General features: G+C 51.5%; 11 protein-coding genes, 1 tRNA gene, 2 other RNA genes and 1 pseudogene. 9 read left to right on the forward strand and 6 right to left on the reverse strand.

Features of this window, described 5'->3' with window-relative positions; translation table 11 throughout:
* Positions 1–264 precede the first annotated feature (264 nt).
* The 4 genes from JJB97_RS00855 to narI are packed head-to-tail and all read left to right on the forward strand — an operon-like array spanning position 265 to position 6,933.
* On the forward strand, positions 265–4,011 hold the full coding sequence (locus JJB97_RS00855; protein ID WP_238711904.1) for a nitrate reductase subunit alpha: 3,747 nt from the start codon (positions 265–267) through the stop codon (positions 4,009–4,011).
* Positions 4,008–5,549 carry a nitrate reductase subunit beta gene (narH, locus tag JJB97_RS00860; protein ID WP_238711905.1) on the forward strand — a complete coding sequence of 514 codons (1,542 nt, stop codon included), beginning with the start codon at positions 4,008–4,010 and terminating at the stop codon, positions 5,547–5,549. Before JJB97_RS00855 ends, narH begins: the two co-directional genes overlap by 4 nt.
* Entirely contained in the window at positions 5,546–6,256 is a 711-nt protein-coding gene (narJ, locus tag JJB97_RS00865) for a nitrate reductase molybdenum cofactor assembly chaperone (RefSeq protein WP_238711906.1), read from the forward strand. The genes narH and narJ overlap by 4 nt, the downstream gene beginning before the upstream one ends.
* On the forward strand, positions 6,256–6,933 hold the full coding sequence (gene narI / locus JJB97_RS00870; protein ID WP_238711907.1) for a respiratory nitrate reductase subunit gamma: 678 nt from the start codon (positions 6,256–6,258) through the stop codon (positions 6,931–6,933). Before narJ ends, narI begins: the two co-directional genes overlap by 1 nt.
* 372 nt (positions 6,934–7,305) lie before the next feature.
* Here narI and JJB97_RS00875 read toward each other — a convergent pair.
* The 5 genes from JJB97_RS00875 to JJB97_RS00895 form a co-directional block, all read right to left on the reverse strand.
* Positions 7,306–7,439: non-coding RNA, RtT sRNA (locus JJB97_RS00875), on the reverse strand.
* Between the two features lie 49 nt (positions 7,440–7,488).
* Positions 7,489–7,620: non-coding RNA, RtT sRNA (locus JJB97_RS00880), on the reverse strand.
* A gap of 47 nt (positions 7,621–7,667) precedes the next feature.
* Positions 7,668–7,752 (reverse strand) — tRNA-Tyr (locus JJB97_RS00885).
* A 141-nt stretch (positions 7,753–7,893) separates the two neighbouring features.
* Positions 7,894–8,736: a formyltetrahydrofolate deformylase gene (gene purU / locus JJB97_RS00890; RefSeq protein ID WP_238711908.1), complete on the reverse strand. Its 843-nt coding sequence runs from the start codon at positions 8,734–8,736 to the stop codon at positions 7,894–7,896.
* A 39-nt stretch (positions 8,737–8,775) separates the two neighbouring features.
* Positions 8,776–9,231, reverse strand: coding sequence for a YchJ family protein (locus tag JJB97_RS00895; protein WP_238711909.1), 456 nt, complete (start codon positions 9,229–9,231; stop codon positions 8,776–8,778).
* Between the two features lie 95 nt (positions 9,232–9,326).
* On the opposite strand from JJB97_RS00895, the pseudogene rssA reads away from it, so the two are divergent.
* The 4 genes and pseudogenes from rssA to JJB97_RS00915 all read left to right on the forward strand — a co-directional run bounded on the left by rssA (position 9,327) and on the right by JJB97_RS00915 (position 13,795).
* Positions 9,327–10,259, forward strand: a pseudogene (gene rssA, locus JJB97_RS00900) (patatin-like phospholipase RssA).
* Positions 10,260–10,307: 48 nt separating this feature from the next.
* Complete coding sequence (rssB, locus tag JJB97_RS00905; RefSeq protein ID WP_238711910.1) at positions 10,308–11,321, forward strand: two-component system response regulator RssB; 1,014 nt, start codon at positions 10,308–10,310, stop codon at positions 11,319–11,321.
* A gap of 200 nt (positions 11,322–11,521) precedes the next feature.
* Complete coding sequence (gene galU / locus JJB97_RS00910) at positions 11,522–12,430, forward strand: UTP--glucose-1-phosphate uridylyltransferase GalU (protein ID WP_238711911.1); 909 nt, start codon at positions 11,522–11,524, stop codon at positions 12,428–12,430.
* A 24-nt stretch (positions 12,431–12,454) separates the two neighbouring features.
* Positions 12,455–13,795: a UDP-glucose dehydrogenase family protein gene (locus tag JJB97_RS00915; RefSeq protein WP_238711912.1), complete on the forward strand. Its 1,341-nt coding sequence runs from the start codon at positions 12,455–12,457 to the stop codon at positions 13,793–13,795.
* Positions 13,796–14,477: 682 nt separating this feature from the next.
* Here JJB97_RS00915 and hns read toward each other — a convergent pair.
* A complete protein-coding gene (hns, locus tag JJB97_RS00920; protein WP_238711913.1) occupies positions 14,478–14,897 on the reverse strand; it encodes a histone-like nucleoid-structuring protein H-NS in 420 nt (139 codons plus the stop codon).
* A 546-nt stretch (positions 14,898–15,443) separates the two neighbouring features.
* Here hns and tdk point away from each other — a divergent pair.
* Positions 15,444–16,049 carry a thymidine kinase gene (gene tdk, locus JJB97_RS00925; protein WP_238711914.1) on the forward strand — a complete coding sequence of 202 codons (606 nt, stop codon included), beginning with the start codon at positions 15,444–15,446 and terminating at the stop codon, positions 16,047–16,049.
* Positions 16,050–16,723 lie beyond the last annotated feature (674 nt).

A 16,723-nucleotide genomic window follows, 5' to 3' on the forward strand; every position in this document is an offset into this window, starting at 1 on the left:
GACAGGGTTACCCCTAAATAGTATTGAATTCATGGTTTCTCTTTTGTAATACAATAAATTTGTCGTTTTATTTATAAAAAACAAATCATTAGATTTAAATTATTCATACCCCTTTAGGGGTGTTTTTGTTTTTTTGACAAACTTGCTCTCCTGATAGCGTTGATCATTGTCAAATCCAGTATTAATTCCGCGCGTTACCGTTTCGGCAAATTCCGCAATGTCGATTGAGAAGAGCGTTAAGCTCCCCACATCAGGAGAATCCCGATGAGCAAGTTTTTAGACAGGTTTCGTTACTTCAAACAGAAGGGCGATACCTTTGCCGAGGGTCACGGGCAGTTGTTGACCACTAACAGGGACTGGGAGGACAGTTATCGCCAACGCTGGCAGCATGACAAGATTGTCCGTTCCACGCATGGCGTAAACTGTACGGGTTCATGTAGTTGGAAAATTTACGTTAAAAATGGCCTTGTCACCTGGGAAACGCAGCAGACCGATTATCCGCGCACCCGACCGGATATGCCCAATCACGAACCGCGCGGTTGCCCGCGCGGCGCCAGCTACTCCTGGTATCTCTATAGCGCTAACCGCCTGAAATATCCGCTGATGCGCAAACGCCTGATTAAACTTTGGCGTGATGCGAAATCCCGCCACAGCGATCCGGTCGAGGCCTGGGCGTCCATCATGCAGGATGCCGATAAAGCAAAAAGCTATAAGCAGGCGCGCGGTCGCGGTGGTTTTGTCCGCTCCTCCTGGCAGGAAGTAAATGAACTTATCGCTGCGGCAAACGTTTATACCGCCAAAACCTATGGGCCGGACCGTATCGCCGGTTTTTCACCTATCCCTGCGATGTCGATGGTTTCTTACGCTTCCGGCGCGCGCTATCTGTCTTTAATTGGCGGCACTTGCCTGAGCTTCTATGACTGGTACTGCGATCTGCCGCCTGCCTCGCCTATGACCTGGGGTGAGCAGACCGATGTGCCGGAATCAGCCGACTGGTACAACTCCAGCTATATTATCGCCTGGGGGTCGAACGTACCGCAGACCCGTACGCCGGACGCACACTTCTTCACCGAAGTGCGTTATAAAGGCACTAAAACCGTCGCCGTTACGCCGGACTATGCCGAAATCGCCAAGCTGTGCGATCTGTGGCTGGCGCCGAAACAGGGCACCGACAGTGCGATGGCGTTGGCAATGGGTCACGTTATGCTGCGTGAATTCCATCTCGACAGGCCAAGCCAGTACTTCACCGATTATGTGCGCCGCTACACCGATATGCCGATGCTGGTGATGCTGGAGGAGCGTGACGGCGTAATGGCTGCCGGGCGCATGCTGCGCGCCGCCGATCTGGTGGACGCTCTGGGCCAGGAAAACAACCCGGAATGGAAAACCGTCGCCTTTGACGATCGCAGCGGCGAACTGGTTGCGCCGAATGGTTCTATCGGCTTTCGCTGGGGCGAGAAGGGAAAATGGAACCTTGAACAGCGTAATGGTACAACCGGCGACGATACTGAGCTGCGTCTGAGCCTGCTTGGCAGTCATGACGAAATCGCAGACGTAGGTTTCCCCTATTTTGGCGGTGATGGCAGCGAACATTTCAGGCATGTGGCGCTTGATAACGTATTGGTGCATAAGCTGCCGGCCCGCCGTCTGCAGCTTGCGAACGGCAGCAGCGTGTTGGTCACTACGGTATACGACCTGACAATGGCGAATTACGGCCTCGATCGGGGGCTGGACGACGCTAACTGCGCCACCGGCTACGATGATGTGAAAGCCTATACCCCGGCCTGGGCTGAGCAAATCACCGGCGTACCGCGTCAACAGATTATCCGCACTGCGCGTGAATTCGCAGATAACGCGGATAAAACGCACGGTCGTTCTATGGTCATCGTCGGTGCTGGCCTTAACCACTGGTACCATATGGACATGAATTACCGTGGCCTTATCAACATGCTTATCTTCTGCGGCTGTATCGGCCAGAGCGGCGGCGGATGGGCGCACTACGTAGGCCAGGAAAAATTGCGCCCGCAAACCGGTTGGCAGCCGCTGGCGTTTGCCCTGGACTGGCAGCGTCCGGCGCGCCATATGAACAGTACCTCGTTTTTCTATAACCACTCCAGCCAGTGGCGCTACGAAACCCTTACCGCACAGGAACTGCTGTCGCCAATGGCGGATAAATCGCGCTACAGCGGCCATTTGATTGACTTTAACGTGCGGGCCGAGCGCATGGGCTGGCTGCCGTCGGCGCCGCAGCTTGGCACAAACCCGCTGCGCATTAAGGCGGCGGCAGAGGCAGCGGGTATGAGCCCGGTCGATTACACCGTTAACGCGCTGAAATCCGGCGATATTCGTTTTGCCGCCGAGCAGCCGGATGAGGGCGGCAACCATCCGCGTAATCTGTTTGTCTGGCGTTCCAACCTGTTGGGATCTTCCGGTAAAGGGCACGAGTACATGCTCAAATACTTGCTCGGCACCGAGCACGGCATTCAGGGGATGGATCTTGGCAAGCAGGGCGGCGTAATGCCGGAAGAAGTGGAGTGGAAAGACAACGGGCTGGAAGGCAAACTTGACCTGGTCGTCACGCTGGATTTCCGCCTTTCCAGCACCTGCCTGTATTCCGACATCGTGCTGCCGACGGCGACCTGGTATGAAAAAGACGATATGAATACCTCGGATATGCATCCGTTTATTCATCCGCTTTCCGCCGCCGTGGACCCGGCCTGGGAATCAAAAAGCGATTGGGAAATTTATAAAGGCATCGCGAAAAAATTCTCTGAAGTTTGCATCGGTCATCTGGGCCAGGAAACCGATCTGGTTACGTTGCCGATTCAGCACGACTCCGCCAACGAACTGGCGCAGCCGCTGGATGTGAAAGACTGGAAAAAAGGCGAATGCGACCTGATTCCAGGTAAGACCGCGCCGCACTTGATGGTGGTTGAACGCGACTATCCGGCTACGTATGAGCGCTTTACCTCTATCGGCCCGTTAATGGAGAAAATCGGCAACGGCGGTAAAGGCATTGCCTGGAATACGCAAAGTGAAATGGATCTGCTGCGCAAACTCAATTATGAGAAATCAGAAGGCCCGGCTAAGGGTCAGCCGATGCTTAACAGCGCCATTGATGCCGCAGAGATGATCCTGACGCTTGCGCCTGAGACTAACGGCCAGGTAGCGGTGAAAGCATGGGCCGCGCTCAGTGAATTTACCGGCCGTGACCATACTCACCTGGCATTGCCGAAAGAAGAGGAAAAAATTCGTTTCCGCGATATTCAGGCGCAGCCGCGCAAAATTATCTCAAGCCCGACCTGGTCTGGTCTGGAAGACGAACATGTTTCTTATAACGCCTGTTACACCAACGTTCATGAGCTGATTCCGTGGCGTACGTTGTCCGGGCGCCAACAGCTTTATCAGGATCACCCGTGGATGCGCGACTTTGGTGAAAGCCTGCTGGTGTACCGCCCGCCGATTGACACCCGCTCGGTGAAAGCAGTCATGGGGGCGAAATCCAACGGCAATCCGGAAAAGGCGCTGAACTTCCTGACGCCGCACCAGAAATGGGGTATTCACTCCACCTACAGCGATAATCTGCTCATGCTGACGCTATCGCGCGGCGGCCCGATTGTCTGGATGAGCGAAGCGGATGCGAAAGAGTTGGGCATTGTTGATAACGACTGGATTGAAGTATTTAACAGCAACGGCGCGTTAACCGCGCGTGCGGTGGTCAGCCAGCGTGTACCGGCCGGCATGACCATGATGTACCACGCCCAGGAGCGTATTGTGAATCTGCCGGGGTCGGAAATTACCGGGCAGCGCGGCGGCATACATAACTCCGTTACCCGTATTAGCCCGAAACCGACACATATGATTGGCGGCTATGCCCAACTGGCATACGGCTTTAACTACTACGGCACCGTTGGCTCCAACCGCGATGAGTTTGTTGTTGTGCGTAAGATGAAAAATATTGACTGGTTAGATGGCGAAGGCAATGACCAGAAACAGGAGAGCGTAAAATGAAAATTCGTTCACAAGTCGGCATGGTGCTGAATCTGGATAAGTGCATCGGCTGCCACACCTGTTCAGTGACCTGCAAAAACGTCTGGACCAGCCGTGAAGGCATGGAGTATGCCTGGTTTAATAACGTTGAGAGCAAGCCTGGCGTTGGTTTCCCTAACGACTGGGAAAACCAGGAAAAATGGAAGGGCGGCTGGATCCGTAAAATCAACGGGAAACTGCAACCGCGTATGGGCAACCGCGCCGCATTGCTGGGGAAAATTTTCGCCAACCCGCACCTGCCGGGTATTGACGACTATTATGAGCCGTTCGACTACGACTACCAGCATCTGCATAACGCGCCGGAAAGTAAACACCAGCCGGTAGCGCGGCCGCGCTCCCTGATAACCGGCCAGCGAATGAACAAAATCGAAGCGGGCCCTAACTGGGAAGAAATTTTAGGCGGCGAGTTCGAGAAGCGTAGTAAAGATAAAAACTTCGAGAACATGCAAAAGGCGATGTACGGCCAGTTTGAAAATACGTTTATGATGTATCTTCCGCGCCTGTGCGAACACTGTCTGAACCCGGCCTGTGTCGCTACCTGCCCAAGCGGCGCTATCTATAAGCGTGAAGAAGACGGCATTGTGCTTATCGATCAGGATAAGTGCCGCGGCTGGCGCATGTGTATTACCGGCTGCCCGTATAAAAAAATCTACTTCAACTGGAAGAGCGGAAAATCCGAGAAGTGTATTTTCTGCTACCCGCGTATCGAATCAGGCATGCCGACCGTATGTTCAGAAACCTGCGTTGGTCGTATCCGCTATCTTGGCGTACTGCTGTATGACGCAGATGCGATTGAGCAGGCGGCGAGCGTGGAAGACGAACGCGACCTGTATCAGCGTCAACTGGATGTGTTCCTCGATCCAAACGATCCGGCGGTCATTGAGCAGGCGCTTAAAGACGGCATTGCGCAGAGCGTTATTGATGCGGCGCAGCAGTCTCCGGTATACAAACTGGCGATGGACTGGAAGCTGGCGTTGCCGCTTCATCCGGAATACCGCACGCTGCCGATGGTCTGGTACGTGCCGCCGTTATCGCCGATTCAGTCTGCCGCTGATGCGGGCGAACTGCCGCACAGCGGTATCCTGCCGGATGTGGAAAGTCTGCGTATCCCGGTTCAGTATCTTGCCAATCTGCTGACCGCAGGCGATACCGCGCCGGTGCTGTTAGCGCTCAGGCGTATGCTGGCCATGCGCCATTACAAGCGTGCTGAAACGGTGGACGGCGTTACTGATGTGAGCGCGCTGGAAGAGGTGGGGCTGACGCAGGCGCAGGCGCAGGAGATGTATCGCTACCTGGCTATTGCTAACTATGAAGATCGCTTCGTTATCCCGAGTAGCCATCGGGAGCTGGCGCGTGAAGCGTTTCCTGAGAAAAACGGCTGCGGTTTTAGCTTTGGCGACGGTTGCCACGGTTCGGATACCCAATTCAATCTGTTTAACAGCCGCCGTATTGACGCTGTTGATGTAACGGCGAATACCGGGACGGAGCAGCGCTCATGATTGAACTGCAACTCATTTCTCGCCTGCTGGAATATCCCGATGCTGAGCTGGTTGCGCATCGGCAGGAGCTTTTTGACGCGTTAAGTCATGCGTCGAATCTTGAGCAAAGCGATACTCACGCGCTGGGCGACTTTTTGCGTGATCTGGTGAGTCAGGATTTGCTGGATGCGCAGGCAAGCTACGGCGAGCTGTTTGACCGCGGTCGCGCCACCTCGCTGTTGTTGTTCGAGCATGTGCATGGCGAATCTCGCGACAGAGGTCAGGCGATGGTGGATCTGATGGCGCAGTATGCGCGCGCCGGACTGCAGCTCGACAGCCGCGAGCTGCCGGATCATCTGCCGCTTTACCTTGAATACCTGGCGCAGTTGCCGCAAAGCGAAGCGCGCGGCGGGTTGCAGGATATTGCGCCGATTCTGGCATTGCTGAGCGCGCGTCTGAAACAGCGTGAAAGCCGCTATGCAGTGCTGTTTGATCTGTTGCTTAACCTGGCGCAGACCGCCGTCGATCCTGACAAAGTGCGTGAGAAGATAGCCGGTGAGGCGCGTGACGATACTCCGCAGGCGCTGGATGCCGTGTGGGAAGAAGAGCAGGTGAAATTTTTTGCCGATGCAGGCTGCGCCGACTCGGATATTACGTCGCATCAACGTCGCTTTGCCGGTGCCGTAGCGCCGCAATATTTGAATATTACTAACGGGGGGCAGCAATAATGCAATTCCTGAATATGTTCTTTTTTGATATCTACCCCTATATCGCTGGCGCAGTGTTTCTGGTAGGCAGTTGGTTGCGCTATGATTACGGTCAGTATAGCTGGCGCGCGTCGTCCAGCCAGATGCTGGACCGTAAGGGAATGAATCTGGCCTCGAATCTGTTTCATTTCGGGATCCTGGGCATTTTCGTGGGCCACTTCTTCGGCATGCTAACGCCACACTGGATGTATGAATCATTCCTGCCGATGGACGTTAAGCAGAAGCTGGCAATGATCGCCGGCGGGGTGTGCGGCGTTATGACGTTGGTTGGCGGCGCTTTGTTGCTCAGGCGTCGTCTGACTAACCCGCGCATACGCGCTACCTCCACGACGGCGGATATTCTGGTTCTCAGCTTGCTGGTGCTGCAGTGCCTGCTTGGTCTGTTAACCATTCCGTTTTCGGCTCAGCATATGGACGGCAGTGAAATGCTGAAACTCGTGAACTGGGCGCAGTCTGTGGTGACTTTCCACGGCGGGGCCTCCGCATACCTTGACGGCGTAGCGGTTGTTTTCCGTGTTCACCTTGTGCTGGGTATGACTCTGTTTTTACTGTTCCCCTTTACGCGCCTGGTGCATATCTGGAGTGCGCCGGTGGAATACCTCACGCGTAAATATCAACTTGTCCGCGCACGTCGCTAAGGGCGTTTGACGTTGTAAATAAACGGCGCTGGCGCAGGCCGTTCGTTTAAGCATCACGCGGAACGTTGCGTTGGTCAGAAAGACGCAACTTTCTCTCAGGGAAGGGTTAAAGGACGCGTTCTTTAACCCTTCCTGCTTCCCGCCACGAAATCGCCGCTCTTTGGGCATAATGCGGGTCAGTTAAGGTTAAGTGAGCGTTTCGTCCATTTAACGTCCGATGACAAAGGGGACGTTCAGGTTAACGGGCAAAGAGGACTTGTTTTGCAATCGCCTGCGGTGGCGCAAAAATATCACCGCTTCGCGGTGCGTTCATCGCCCGGTCATCAGCCTGCGGCCGGCGCGACTTCCGGTCTCGTTTCGTTTTATCCCGCCATTTCGGGTGAGCTGTCTTTATCTTCGCCTGCGGTTCGCCACCCTTCGGGCCGTTGCCTGCGGCAACGTTGTCTCGCTTACGTTCGACGCGAACCTTTATCGAAGGTTCTCAACCTTCCCCCTGGAGCGGCGGATATGTAGGGCTTTATCGCCTGTACGGCATCGCGGGGAAGAAAGGAAGTTTGGTGGTGGGGGAGGGATTATTCGCCGCAGGGCGGCTCACCCTTCGGGCCGTTGCCTGCGGCAACGTTGTCTCGCTTACGTTCGACCCGAACCTTTATCGAAGGTTCTCAACCTTCCCCCCTTGGGGCGGTGTATAGGGCTTTATCGCCTGTACGGCATCGCGGGGAAGAAAGGAAGATTGGTGGTGGGGGAAGGATTCGAACCTTCGAAGTCGATGACGGCAGATTTACAGTCTGCTCCCTTTGGCCGCTCGGGAACCCCACCCGGGTTCACGCTTGTTTTGCAAAGCGGGGCGCATCATATCAAATGAAGCGCCGCTGTAAAGTACTGCTTGACGGTATTCAGGCTGTTTGCGTAATTTTTGCCCTTAATGCGTTAATTAGCAACGCGCGCTTACTGAAGCGATTAAAGGATAATGGTGCGGTTACCATAGACAAAGACGCGTTGGGCTAATACCTGATAAAGCGCGCGGCTGAGTACGTTCTTCTCCACGTCGCGTCCGGCGCGCATCATATCTTCTGCAGTATAGGTGTGATCCACGTGTATCACATCCTGCATGATGATGGGGCCTTCATCCAGATTATCGTTTACGTAATGCGCCGTTGCGCCGATAATTTTTACGCCGCGCTCGTAGGCTTGATGGTAGGGGCGAGCGCCGATAAACGCCGGCAGGAAGGAGTGGTGAATATTAATAATTTTATTCGCAAAGCGCGCAACGAATGCGGGCGTCAGCACACGCATATATTTAGCCAGAACCACATAATCGGGCTGGTAAGCATCAATCGCGTCAGCCATTTTTGCGTCATGCGCTTCGCGCGTTAAACCTTCATGGCTTACCAGCTCAAAGGGAATATTAAAACGCTCAACCAGCGACCGCAGCGTATCGTGATTGCCGATAACCGCTGCAATTTCTACGTCCAGCCCGCCGTAGTTAGCCTTCATCAGCAGATCGCCAAGGCAGTGCGCTTCTTTAGTGACCAGGATAACGATACGACGGCGACCGGCCGGGGTGAGTTCACGCAGCGAACCGTCAGGCAATGCTCCGTCCAGATCGGCTAATAACGTGGCGTCGTTAAAAATGCCTTCCAGTTCGGTGCGCATAAAAAAACGGCCCGTACGGTGGTCAACAAATTCATTGTTCTGAACAATATTGAGTTCGTGTTTGTAGCAGATATTTGTAATGCGGGCGATAAGCCCTTTCTGGTCCGGGCAGATAGTACGGAGAACTTTTTTTTGTATTGATTGCATTGCGGGGAAACCCTGTTGAATGTGTTTTTCCAGGCGCCATCAACGGCCACAGCACTTTTTAAATTTTTTCCCACAGCCGCAGGGGCAGGGATCGTTGCGCCCAGGCGTAGGGCGAGTACCGTCGATATAGTACCATTGCCCCTGTTCTTTTAAGAAACGGGAACGTTCGATAATCGCGCCCGGCTTGCCATTTTCTTCATAACGGGCGATAAAACTGACGAAACCTTCTTCATCACGCTCAGGCGCGTCTTCAAAAATAGTCAGGCCGAGCCAGCGCGTCGTGGAAAACCCGGCGATAATGCTGTCGCGTAGCTTTTCGGCTTCGCAGGATGGATGCCAACTGTTGATAAGCCACTCTACATCATGCACAACAAAGGCCGTATATCGACTGCGCATAAGTTGCGATGGGCGCTTTGCCACGCGCTCGCCGCGTAGGTAAGGTTGGCAACATAAGCTATAATCCAATCCGCTGTCGCAGGGGCAAGATTGTGACACGACATCTCCCGGGTGATAAAAATTAAGAGTACGACTATGTTAACTGAGTCGTGGTACTGATGCCATGAGGGCTTACGGTGCTGAACTGAGGCGTGATGAAACAGGTTAAAACAGGACTGGCGCTGGGAGCGGGCGCGGCCAAAGGATGGGCGCATATCGGGGTTACTACTGCGCTGGCGCGCCCTGGGCTACGGTCGGATATCATCGCTGGCTGTTCCATCGGCGCGCGGGTTGGCGCCGCTTATGCCCGCAATCGCTTGATACCCTTTAAGCGTTGGGCGCAATCTTTTCATTACCGGGATGTGTTGCGCCTGATGGTTACCCCCTGGCATAGTGGGGGGCTGTTGCGCGGCAAGCGTGTTTTCAACAATATTCGCAGGCTGATTCCCTGTAACGCTATTGAAAATATGCCGCGTCAAATTGACGCTGTTGCGATCGGTTTCAGTACGGAGCAGGCGCGCGGGTTTACCGAAGGCGCTCTTCATACCGCCGTCAGCGTATCCTTGCGTAGGCCCGGGCCTTTGACTGCGGTGCGCCATAATGACTATTGGTTGGTCGGCGGCGCGTCAGTCAACCCGGCGCCTGTCTCACTTACGTGCGCGCTGGGGCGGATATTGTGATTGCCGCCGACCTGCAGCATGATACCCACGTGATGCGACAGTCGCTGAATTATCGTGTTTCTGTACCGGTTGATAAAAAGATTTCTACCGGTTGGAGCAAGCGTTTGCGTAGGCTTACTGCGCATCAAACTCGTGTTACGTCAACGGCAATGCAGATAATAAGCACGTCTATTCAGGCACTGAAAAACCGTTTTAAGCGCAGCCGTATGGCAGGCTATCCGCCAAATAGTTTATTACAGCCGTTTTGTCCGCAGTTTTCGACACTCGACTTTTATCATGCTGGCGAGGCGATAGCTGTCGGTATGCAGGCTGTAGAGAAAAAAATGGATGAGCTTTTTACCTCTGGTGAGGCTCGATGAACAATCGCGGAAGTTTTACGTTTCTTCAGGTAAATCTGACAGGCGATAGTTGCTATTGCATGCCACTATTTATCTATTGTCAGTCAGGGGAATACACATGACACAGCCTTTGGTCGGAAAACACATTTTAATTGTTGAGGACGAGTATGTTTTCCGCTCGCTGCTGGATACTTACCTTACGTCGTTGGGCGCCGAAACCCGGCTTGCTGCAGACGGCGTTGAGGCGCTTGAACAAATGGACAGCCGCCGCACAGATTTGGTTATTTGCGACATTGCGATGCCGCGAATGAACGGCCTGGCGCTGGTAGAAGAGATTCGCAACGCAGGTGACCAAACGCCGATTCTGGTGATTTCCGCAACGGAAAATATGTCAGATATCGCCAGGGCGCTACGCCTTGGCGTTCAGGATGTGTTGCTAAAGCCGATAAAGGATCTCAACCGTCTGCGTGAAACCGTTTTTGCCTGCCTGTATCCTGGCGTTTATAACTCGCGGGTGGAGGAGGAGGAGCGGCTGTTCCAGGACTGGGATGCGTTAGTCAGCGACCCGGGTGCGGCAGCAAAACTGCTCATGCAGCTTCAGCCGCCGGTACAACAGACAATTGCCGGGTGCAAAATCAATTATCGGCAGCTAGTGAGCGCCGATACGCCTGGCCTGGTGTTGGATATCGCACCGTTATCTGATAACGATCTTGCTTTTTATTGTCTTGATGTTACGCGTGCCGGTGATAATGGGGTACTGGCCGCTTTGTTATTACGTGCATTATTTAATGGTTTGCTCCAGGAACAACTTGCTCATCAGCATCAGCGTTTACCGGAACTGGGCGCATTATTAAAACAGGTTAATCAATTGTTGCGTCAGGCTAATTTGCCAGGCCAGTTTCCTCTGTTGGTTGGTTATTATCACAGTACCTTAAAGAATCTCATTTTAGTCTCCGCAGGTTTGAATGCGACATTAAATACCGCAGAACATCAAATTCAGGTTAGCAATGGCGTACCGTTGGGAACGCTGGGCAGTACGCATCTTAATCAAATCAGCCATCCCTGTAGCACCTGGCAGTGTCAGATCTGGGGGACGGGCGGGCGTTTGCGCCTGATGTTGAGTACGGAATAGGCATTTACATTATCACGCCGGGAATGCCTTTCAGCCTGACTTACTGGGGTGATAATATCCCTCAATAGCAATTTCGTATTAGTCTTAATTTATCGATGACTCGGGCATTTGAAGGCTGTTGTGGTTTTTTAGCTGATATACTCGAGCCGTTTTTTTAATTAATGAACAAGTGTATTACTTGTACTGTGAGGAGCATTGTAATGGCTGCTGTAAATTCAAAAGTCAGAAAAGCGGTTATACCCGTTGCCGGTCTGGGAACAAGAATGCTTCCGGCGACGAAGGCAATCCCTAAAGAGATGCTGCCGCTGGTTGATAAGCCATTAATCCAGTACGTTGTTAACGAATGTATCGCTGCCGGAATAACCGAAATTGTACTGGTGACGCACTCCTCAAAAAATTCCATTGAAAACCACTTCGATACCAGCTTTGAGTTGGAAGCCATGCTGGAAAAACGCGTTAAGCGCCAGTTGCTTGAAGAGGTTCAGTCTATCTGCCCGCCGCACGTCACTATTATGCAGGTGCGCCAGGGGCTGGCAAAAGGGCTGGGGCATGCAGTGCTCTGCGCGCATCCGGTTGTCGGTAACGAGCCGGTGGCCGTGGTTTTGCCGGATGTGATTCTGGATGAGTTCGAGTCGGATTTAAGCTGCGAAAATCTGGCGGAAATGATCAAACGCTACGATGAAACCGGCAATAGCCAGATTATGGTAGAACCTGTTGAAGATGTGACGGCTTATGGCGTCGTTGATTGTAAAGGGGTGTCGTTAAGCGCAGGCGATAGCGTGCCGATGGTAGGCATTGTTGAAAAACCCAAAGCCAGCGAGGCGCCGTCGAATCTCGCTGTAGTCGGTCGCTATGTGCTCAGTGCGGAAATTTGGCCGCTGTTGTCTAAAACGCCTCCTGGAGCCGGTGATGAAATTCAGCTAACGGATTCTATCGCGATGTTAATGGATAAAGAAACCGTAGAGGCCTACCACATGAAAGGCAAGAGCCATGACTGCGGTAATAAACTCGGCTATATGCAGGCGTTTGTGGAGTACGGCGTGCGACATGCAAGCCTTGGAAAAGAATTCACAGCCTGGCTAAATGAGACGGTGGGTAATAAAAAGTAACACGCACTTAATCCGGAATAATCTATGAAAGTAACCGTATTTGGCATTGGCTATGTAGGGCTTGTTCAGGCGGCGGTACTCGCTGAAGTCGGTCATGACGTCATGTGTATTGACGTTGATGAAACCAAAGTCGAAAAACTTAAAAAAGGTGAAATTCCTATTTATGAGCCCGGGCTTGCGCCGCTGGTGACGAAAAACTATGAAGAGGGGCGTTTGCGGTTTAGCGCCGATCCTCGCGTGGGTGTGGAACACGGGGTGATACAGTTTATCGCTGTTGGCACTCCGCCCGACGAGGATGGTTCCGCCGATCTGAAATATGTCACCGCTGTTGCGCGTACCATTGCTGAGCATATGTCTTCTCATAAGGTTATTCTGGATAAGTCTACCGTGCCGGTTGGTACAGCGGACAAAGTTCGCGCGGTAATACGGGAAGTGCTGAATGCACGCGGCGTGGACATTACGTTCGATGTGGTATCTAACCCTGAATTCCTCAAAGAAGGCGCCGCAGTTGCCGACTGCCGACGTCCGGAACGTATTGTCGTTGGTACGGATAACCCTGAGGTTGAAGCGTGGTTGCGCGAGCTGTATGAGCCGTTTAACCGTAATCACGATCGGATGATCGTAATGGATATCCGTAGCGCTGAGCTGACCAAATATGCGGCAAACTGTATGCTGGCTACTAAAATCAGCTTTATGAATGAAATAGCGAACCTGGCGGAATATCTCGGCGCTGATATTGAGAAAGTTCGCCAGGGGATCGGTTCAGATTCACGTATTGGCTATCATTTTATTTATGCTGGCTGTGGATATGGCGGTTCCTGCTTCCCTAAAGACGTTCAGGCGCTTATCCGTACCGCTGAGCAAGTGGGTTATACGCCACGTCTGCTACGGGCTGTGGAAGATATTAATAACGACCAGAAACTTAAGTTACCGCAATATATTTCTCGCCATTTCGGCGAGGATTTGCGCGGTAAAACATTTGCTCTTTGGGGACTCTCTTTCAAACCTAATACGGATGATATGCGTGAAGCATCCAGCCGCATACTTATGGAAGAATTATGGAAACGGGGGGCGATGGTACAGGCTTACGATCCTGAGGCGATGAATGAAGCACAGCGTATTTACGGTCACCGTGACGACCTGCGTTTGATGGGAACAAAAGAGGCCGCGCTACAAAAAGCGGATGCTTTGGTTATTTGTACCGAATGGCAAAGTTTTCGGGCGCCGGATCTGGATGCTATTAAGCAAGCGCTCAGACAGCCAGTGATTTTTGATGGCCGCAATTTGTATGACCCGGAGCGTATGTATAAGCGCGGGTTCGCTTACTATGCTATTGGTCGCGGCGCATCCCTTTCTCAGTTTTAATTACCTCCCTTAATGGTTTGCCGACGAATATGTTCGGCAAACTGCTCGCTCTGCTCCCCCTTATCCTGATTTATATCCCATGTTGTTCAGCGCAATGACGCTAAACCATAACAGATATTGCTGCTCTCAATACAGAAAGAGTATTAATGAACCATAGTGGTAATCTTCTGATATTGCAAAATAATTTTTTTAGCATTCGGACGTTTAATCTGTCGGCACGGTAAAAAGAGGGGGAGGTGAGCGTTACTGTGTTAACCTAAAAATATCGAAACCGATCGTAAACGTACGGGGGGAAATATTAAGAAATAAGCGAGTAAATTTAGCTACCTATAGCAGATATTTATTACATGGTTGATCAATAAATGTAATTAAATACGGCGCATACCAGTGGCTATGAACGTGTTTTTTCTTAAGGTTATCCCATAATTTACCGATAAATAGCCGTAAGCAGCGTCCCTTCAGGGGCAGAATAGCACTACTTTTTGTATGCGAATTAGTTATGGAATAACGCATTATGAGGCAAGCAGCTTATACCTGTAGCAGGCATGGGCAAGTATTTTTCCGGAAACGGTTACAGATAAATATATGATTTTTAGAGAAAGAATGACGGGTGGATGTGTTATGCAAAAAATTAAAAAACCCGCCGGAGCGGGTCTCTTAAACACATCAGCAGAGAGCGTGCTTATTTTTTACTAATAAGGAAGTCGTCCAGAGATCTGCCTTCTTCTTCGATAGCCTTTTTGATTACGGCTGGCGTACGGCCCTGGCCAGTCCAGGTTTTATCTTCGCCGTTTTCATCAGTGTAGGAATATTTTGCAGGGCGGGCAGCGCGTTTGCTCTTGGAACCGGATTTCACGCTGTTGCTTAATACACTTAACAGGTCATTCGGATCGATTCCATCCTGAAGCAACATTTCACGATACTGCTGTAGTTTACGGTTACGTTCTTCAATTTCAGCAGCGGCGGCGCTTTCTTCTTCACGACGCTCGTTAACGACGACTTCAAGTTTTTCCAGCATTTCTTCGAGCGTTTCCAGGGTGCATTCTCTTGCCTGGGCGCGAAGAGTACGGATGTTGTTCAGAATTTTAAGTGCTTCGCTCATTGCAGTAATCTCAAACTTATATTGGGGTTGGGTTTGTTGAAGTAATAATAGAGTGTTAATTCTGGATCTGCAATAGCCGAAAATGTAATGAATCAAAAATTCAGGCTTATTTACCCTGTTTTTATTATTCCATTAGCGGAAATTTGACCTACACCCGCTCGCGAAAAAACAGGCATCCTGACAGTTTTTCATCATTTCAGCGCGGCGTCGTTGTGAAAAGAAAGTTGATAAAAACTCCCGTACTGTGTTTATAGACGTGACGCAGCGGTAAAACTTTCGACTCGACTGGTCCATGCTTTGTCATTGTAAAAATAATAAAAGTGAACTATTAAGACATTTTTGTGTAAAGAAAGAACCTTAAACACAGTGGCGTTAACAGTGACTCTTCCCGGTAAAGTTAAATGTAAACCCACTGTAACAGATTGAAGTTATACGGTATGAAACCCTGCGCCAATTTGCTTGCCGGGTAGGGGAACTAACTTTTGCGCGTGTGCTACAATCAGCCACTTTCCAATTACGACACATACTCACTGGGGTTTTCCGGTAATGGCGCAGTTTTATTTCTACTATTCGGCAATGAATGCGGGTAAATCAACCGCTCTGCTGCAGTCTGCATACAACTATCAGGAACGTGGGATGCGCAGCCTCGTATATACAGCAGAAATCGATAATCGTTTTGGCGTCGGAAAAGTCAGTTCACGAATAGGTTTATCCTCGCCCGCTCGTCTTTATAATCCTACCACCTCATTACTTGCGGATATCCAGGCTGAGAATACGCGTGAACAGATACATTGTGTGCTGGTAGATGAAAGCCAATTTTTAACGCGTGAACAGGTTTACGAGCTTTCTGAAGTTGTGGATGAACTTGATATTCCCGTGCTCTGCTATGGTCTGCGTACCGACTTTCGTGGGGAACTATTCAGCGGAAGCCAGTATTTGCTGGCATGGGCGGATAAGTTAGTGGAATTAAAAACAATCTGCTTTTGTGGGCGTAAGGCCAGTATGGTTCTCAGGCTCGATAAAGACGGACGTCCTTATAATGAAGGAGAGCAGGTTGTTATTGGCGGCAACGAGCGTTACGTTTCAGTATGCCGGAAGCACTACAAAACCGCGTTGGCGACAGGTTCGCTGCAAACCATTCAGGGGCGTTAAGCGCGGCCCCGCCGTAAGCGCCCAGATAGCCGTTTACAGCCACGCTGAGCGTTCAGGTCAGGATAGAGATAAAAACCGGGATATGCGCCCGTTAAACGCTTTTAACGTGGCTTCAGGCGGGATATTTTCCGAAACATTGTGCCGGGCGCGCATTATTCCTGTGTCGTTTACGCCGCCGCTGAAGCGCTTATGGCTTAAGCTTACGGTATGGCGTTATGAGCTTTGTATCGATAAGCCGCTATGCCTGTCTGCTTAGCGCCAGTAGCCGCGCTGTGAGCGTGCCTGAAGCTTTTTAGCCCCTGTCGCGTGCGCAGGCAGGAAACGCCGGGTAAGCATAACGGTGAGCTACAGAGAAGATCGTAAAGCCGCAGCAGGGGGAATGCGTTAAAAAACAGCCTGTGTAAGAGAAGCCGTTTTGATTGATAACAAAGAGGACAAAACGGGGTTTTGTCCTCTGAGACTGCTGACAAACCCCATCCTGTCGCAGACAGGATGGATGAAATACAACAAAAAATAAGGAAAATCAATGAATTGATTTTCGCCTGCTTACCACAAAGAAGGAAAAACCCCGTTTTTTCCTTCTTTTTTGTCAACAAACTGAGAGGACAAAACGCGGTTTTGTCCTCTTNTGTCAACAAACTGAGAGGACAAAACGCGGTTTTGTCCTCTTTAAC

The sequence above is a fragment of the Tenebrionibacter intestinalis genome (assembly GCF_016632365.1).
Lineage (GTDB): Bacteria > Pseudomonadota > Gammaproteobacteria > Enterobacterales > Enterobacteriaceae > Tenebrionibacter > Tenebrionibacter intestinalis.

Bases quoted from the DNA above. Each gene is read 5' to 3' on its own strand.
- JJB97_RS00855 (WP_238711904.1), top strand. From the start codon at position 265: ATGAGCAAGTTTTTAGACAGGTTTCGTTACTTCAAACAGAAGGGCGAT.
- narH (WP_238711905.1), top strand. From the start codon at position 4,008: ATGAAAATTCGTTCACAAGTCGGCATGGTGCTGAATCTGGATAAGTGC.
- narJ (WP_238711906.1), top strand. From the start codon at position 5,546: ATGATTGAACTGCAACTCATTTCTCGCCTGCTGGAATATCCCGATGCT.
- narI (WP_238711907.1), top strand. From the start codon at position 6,256: ATGCAATTCCTGAATATGTTCTTTTTTGATATCTACCCCTATATCGCT.
- purU (WP_238711908.1), bottom strand. From the start codon at position 8,736: ATGCAATCAATACAAAAAAAAGTTCTCCGTACTATCTGCCCGGACCAG.
- rssB (WP_238711910.1), top strand. From the start codon at position 10,308: ATGACACAGCCTTTGGTCGGAAAACACATTTTAATTGTTGAGGACGAG.
- galU (WP_238711911.1), top strand. From the start codon at position 11,522: ATGGCTGCTGTAAATTCAAAAGTCAGAAAAGCGGTTATACCCGTTGCC.
- JJB97_RS00915 (WP_238711912.1), top strand. From the start codon at position 12,455: ATGAAAGTAACCGTATTTGGCATTGGCTATGTAGGGCTTGTTCAGGCG.
- hns (WP_238711913.1), bottom strand. From the start codon at position 14,897: ATGAGCGAAGCACTTAAAATTCTGAACAACATCCGTACTCTTCGCGCC.
- tdk (WP_238711914.1), top strand. From the start codon at position 15,444: ATGGCGCAGTTTTATTTCTACTATTCGGCAATGAATGCGGGTAAATCA.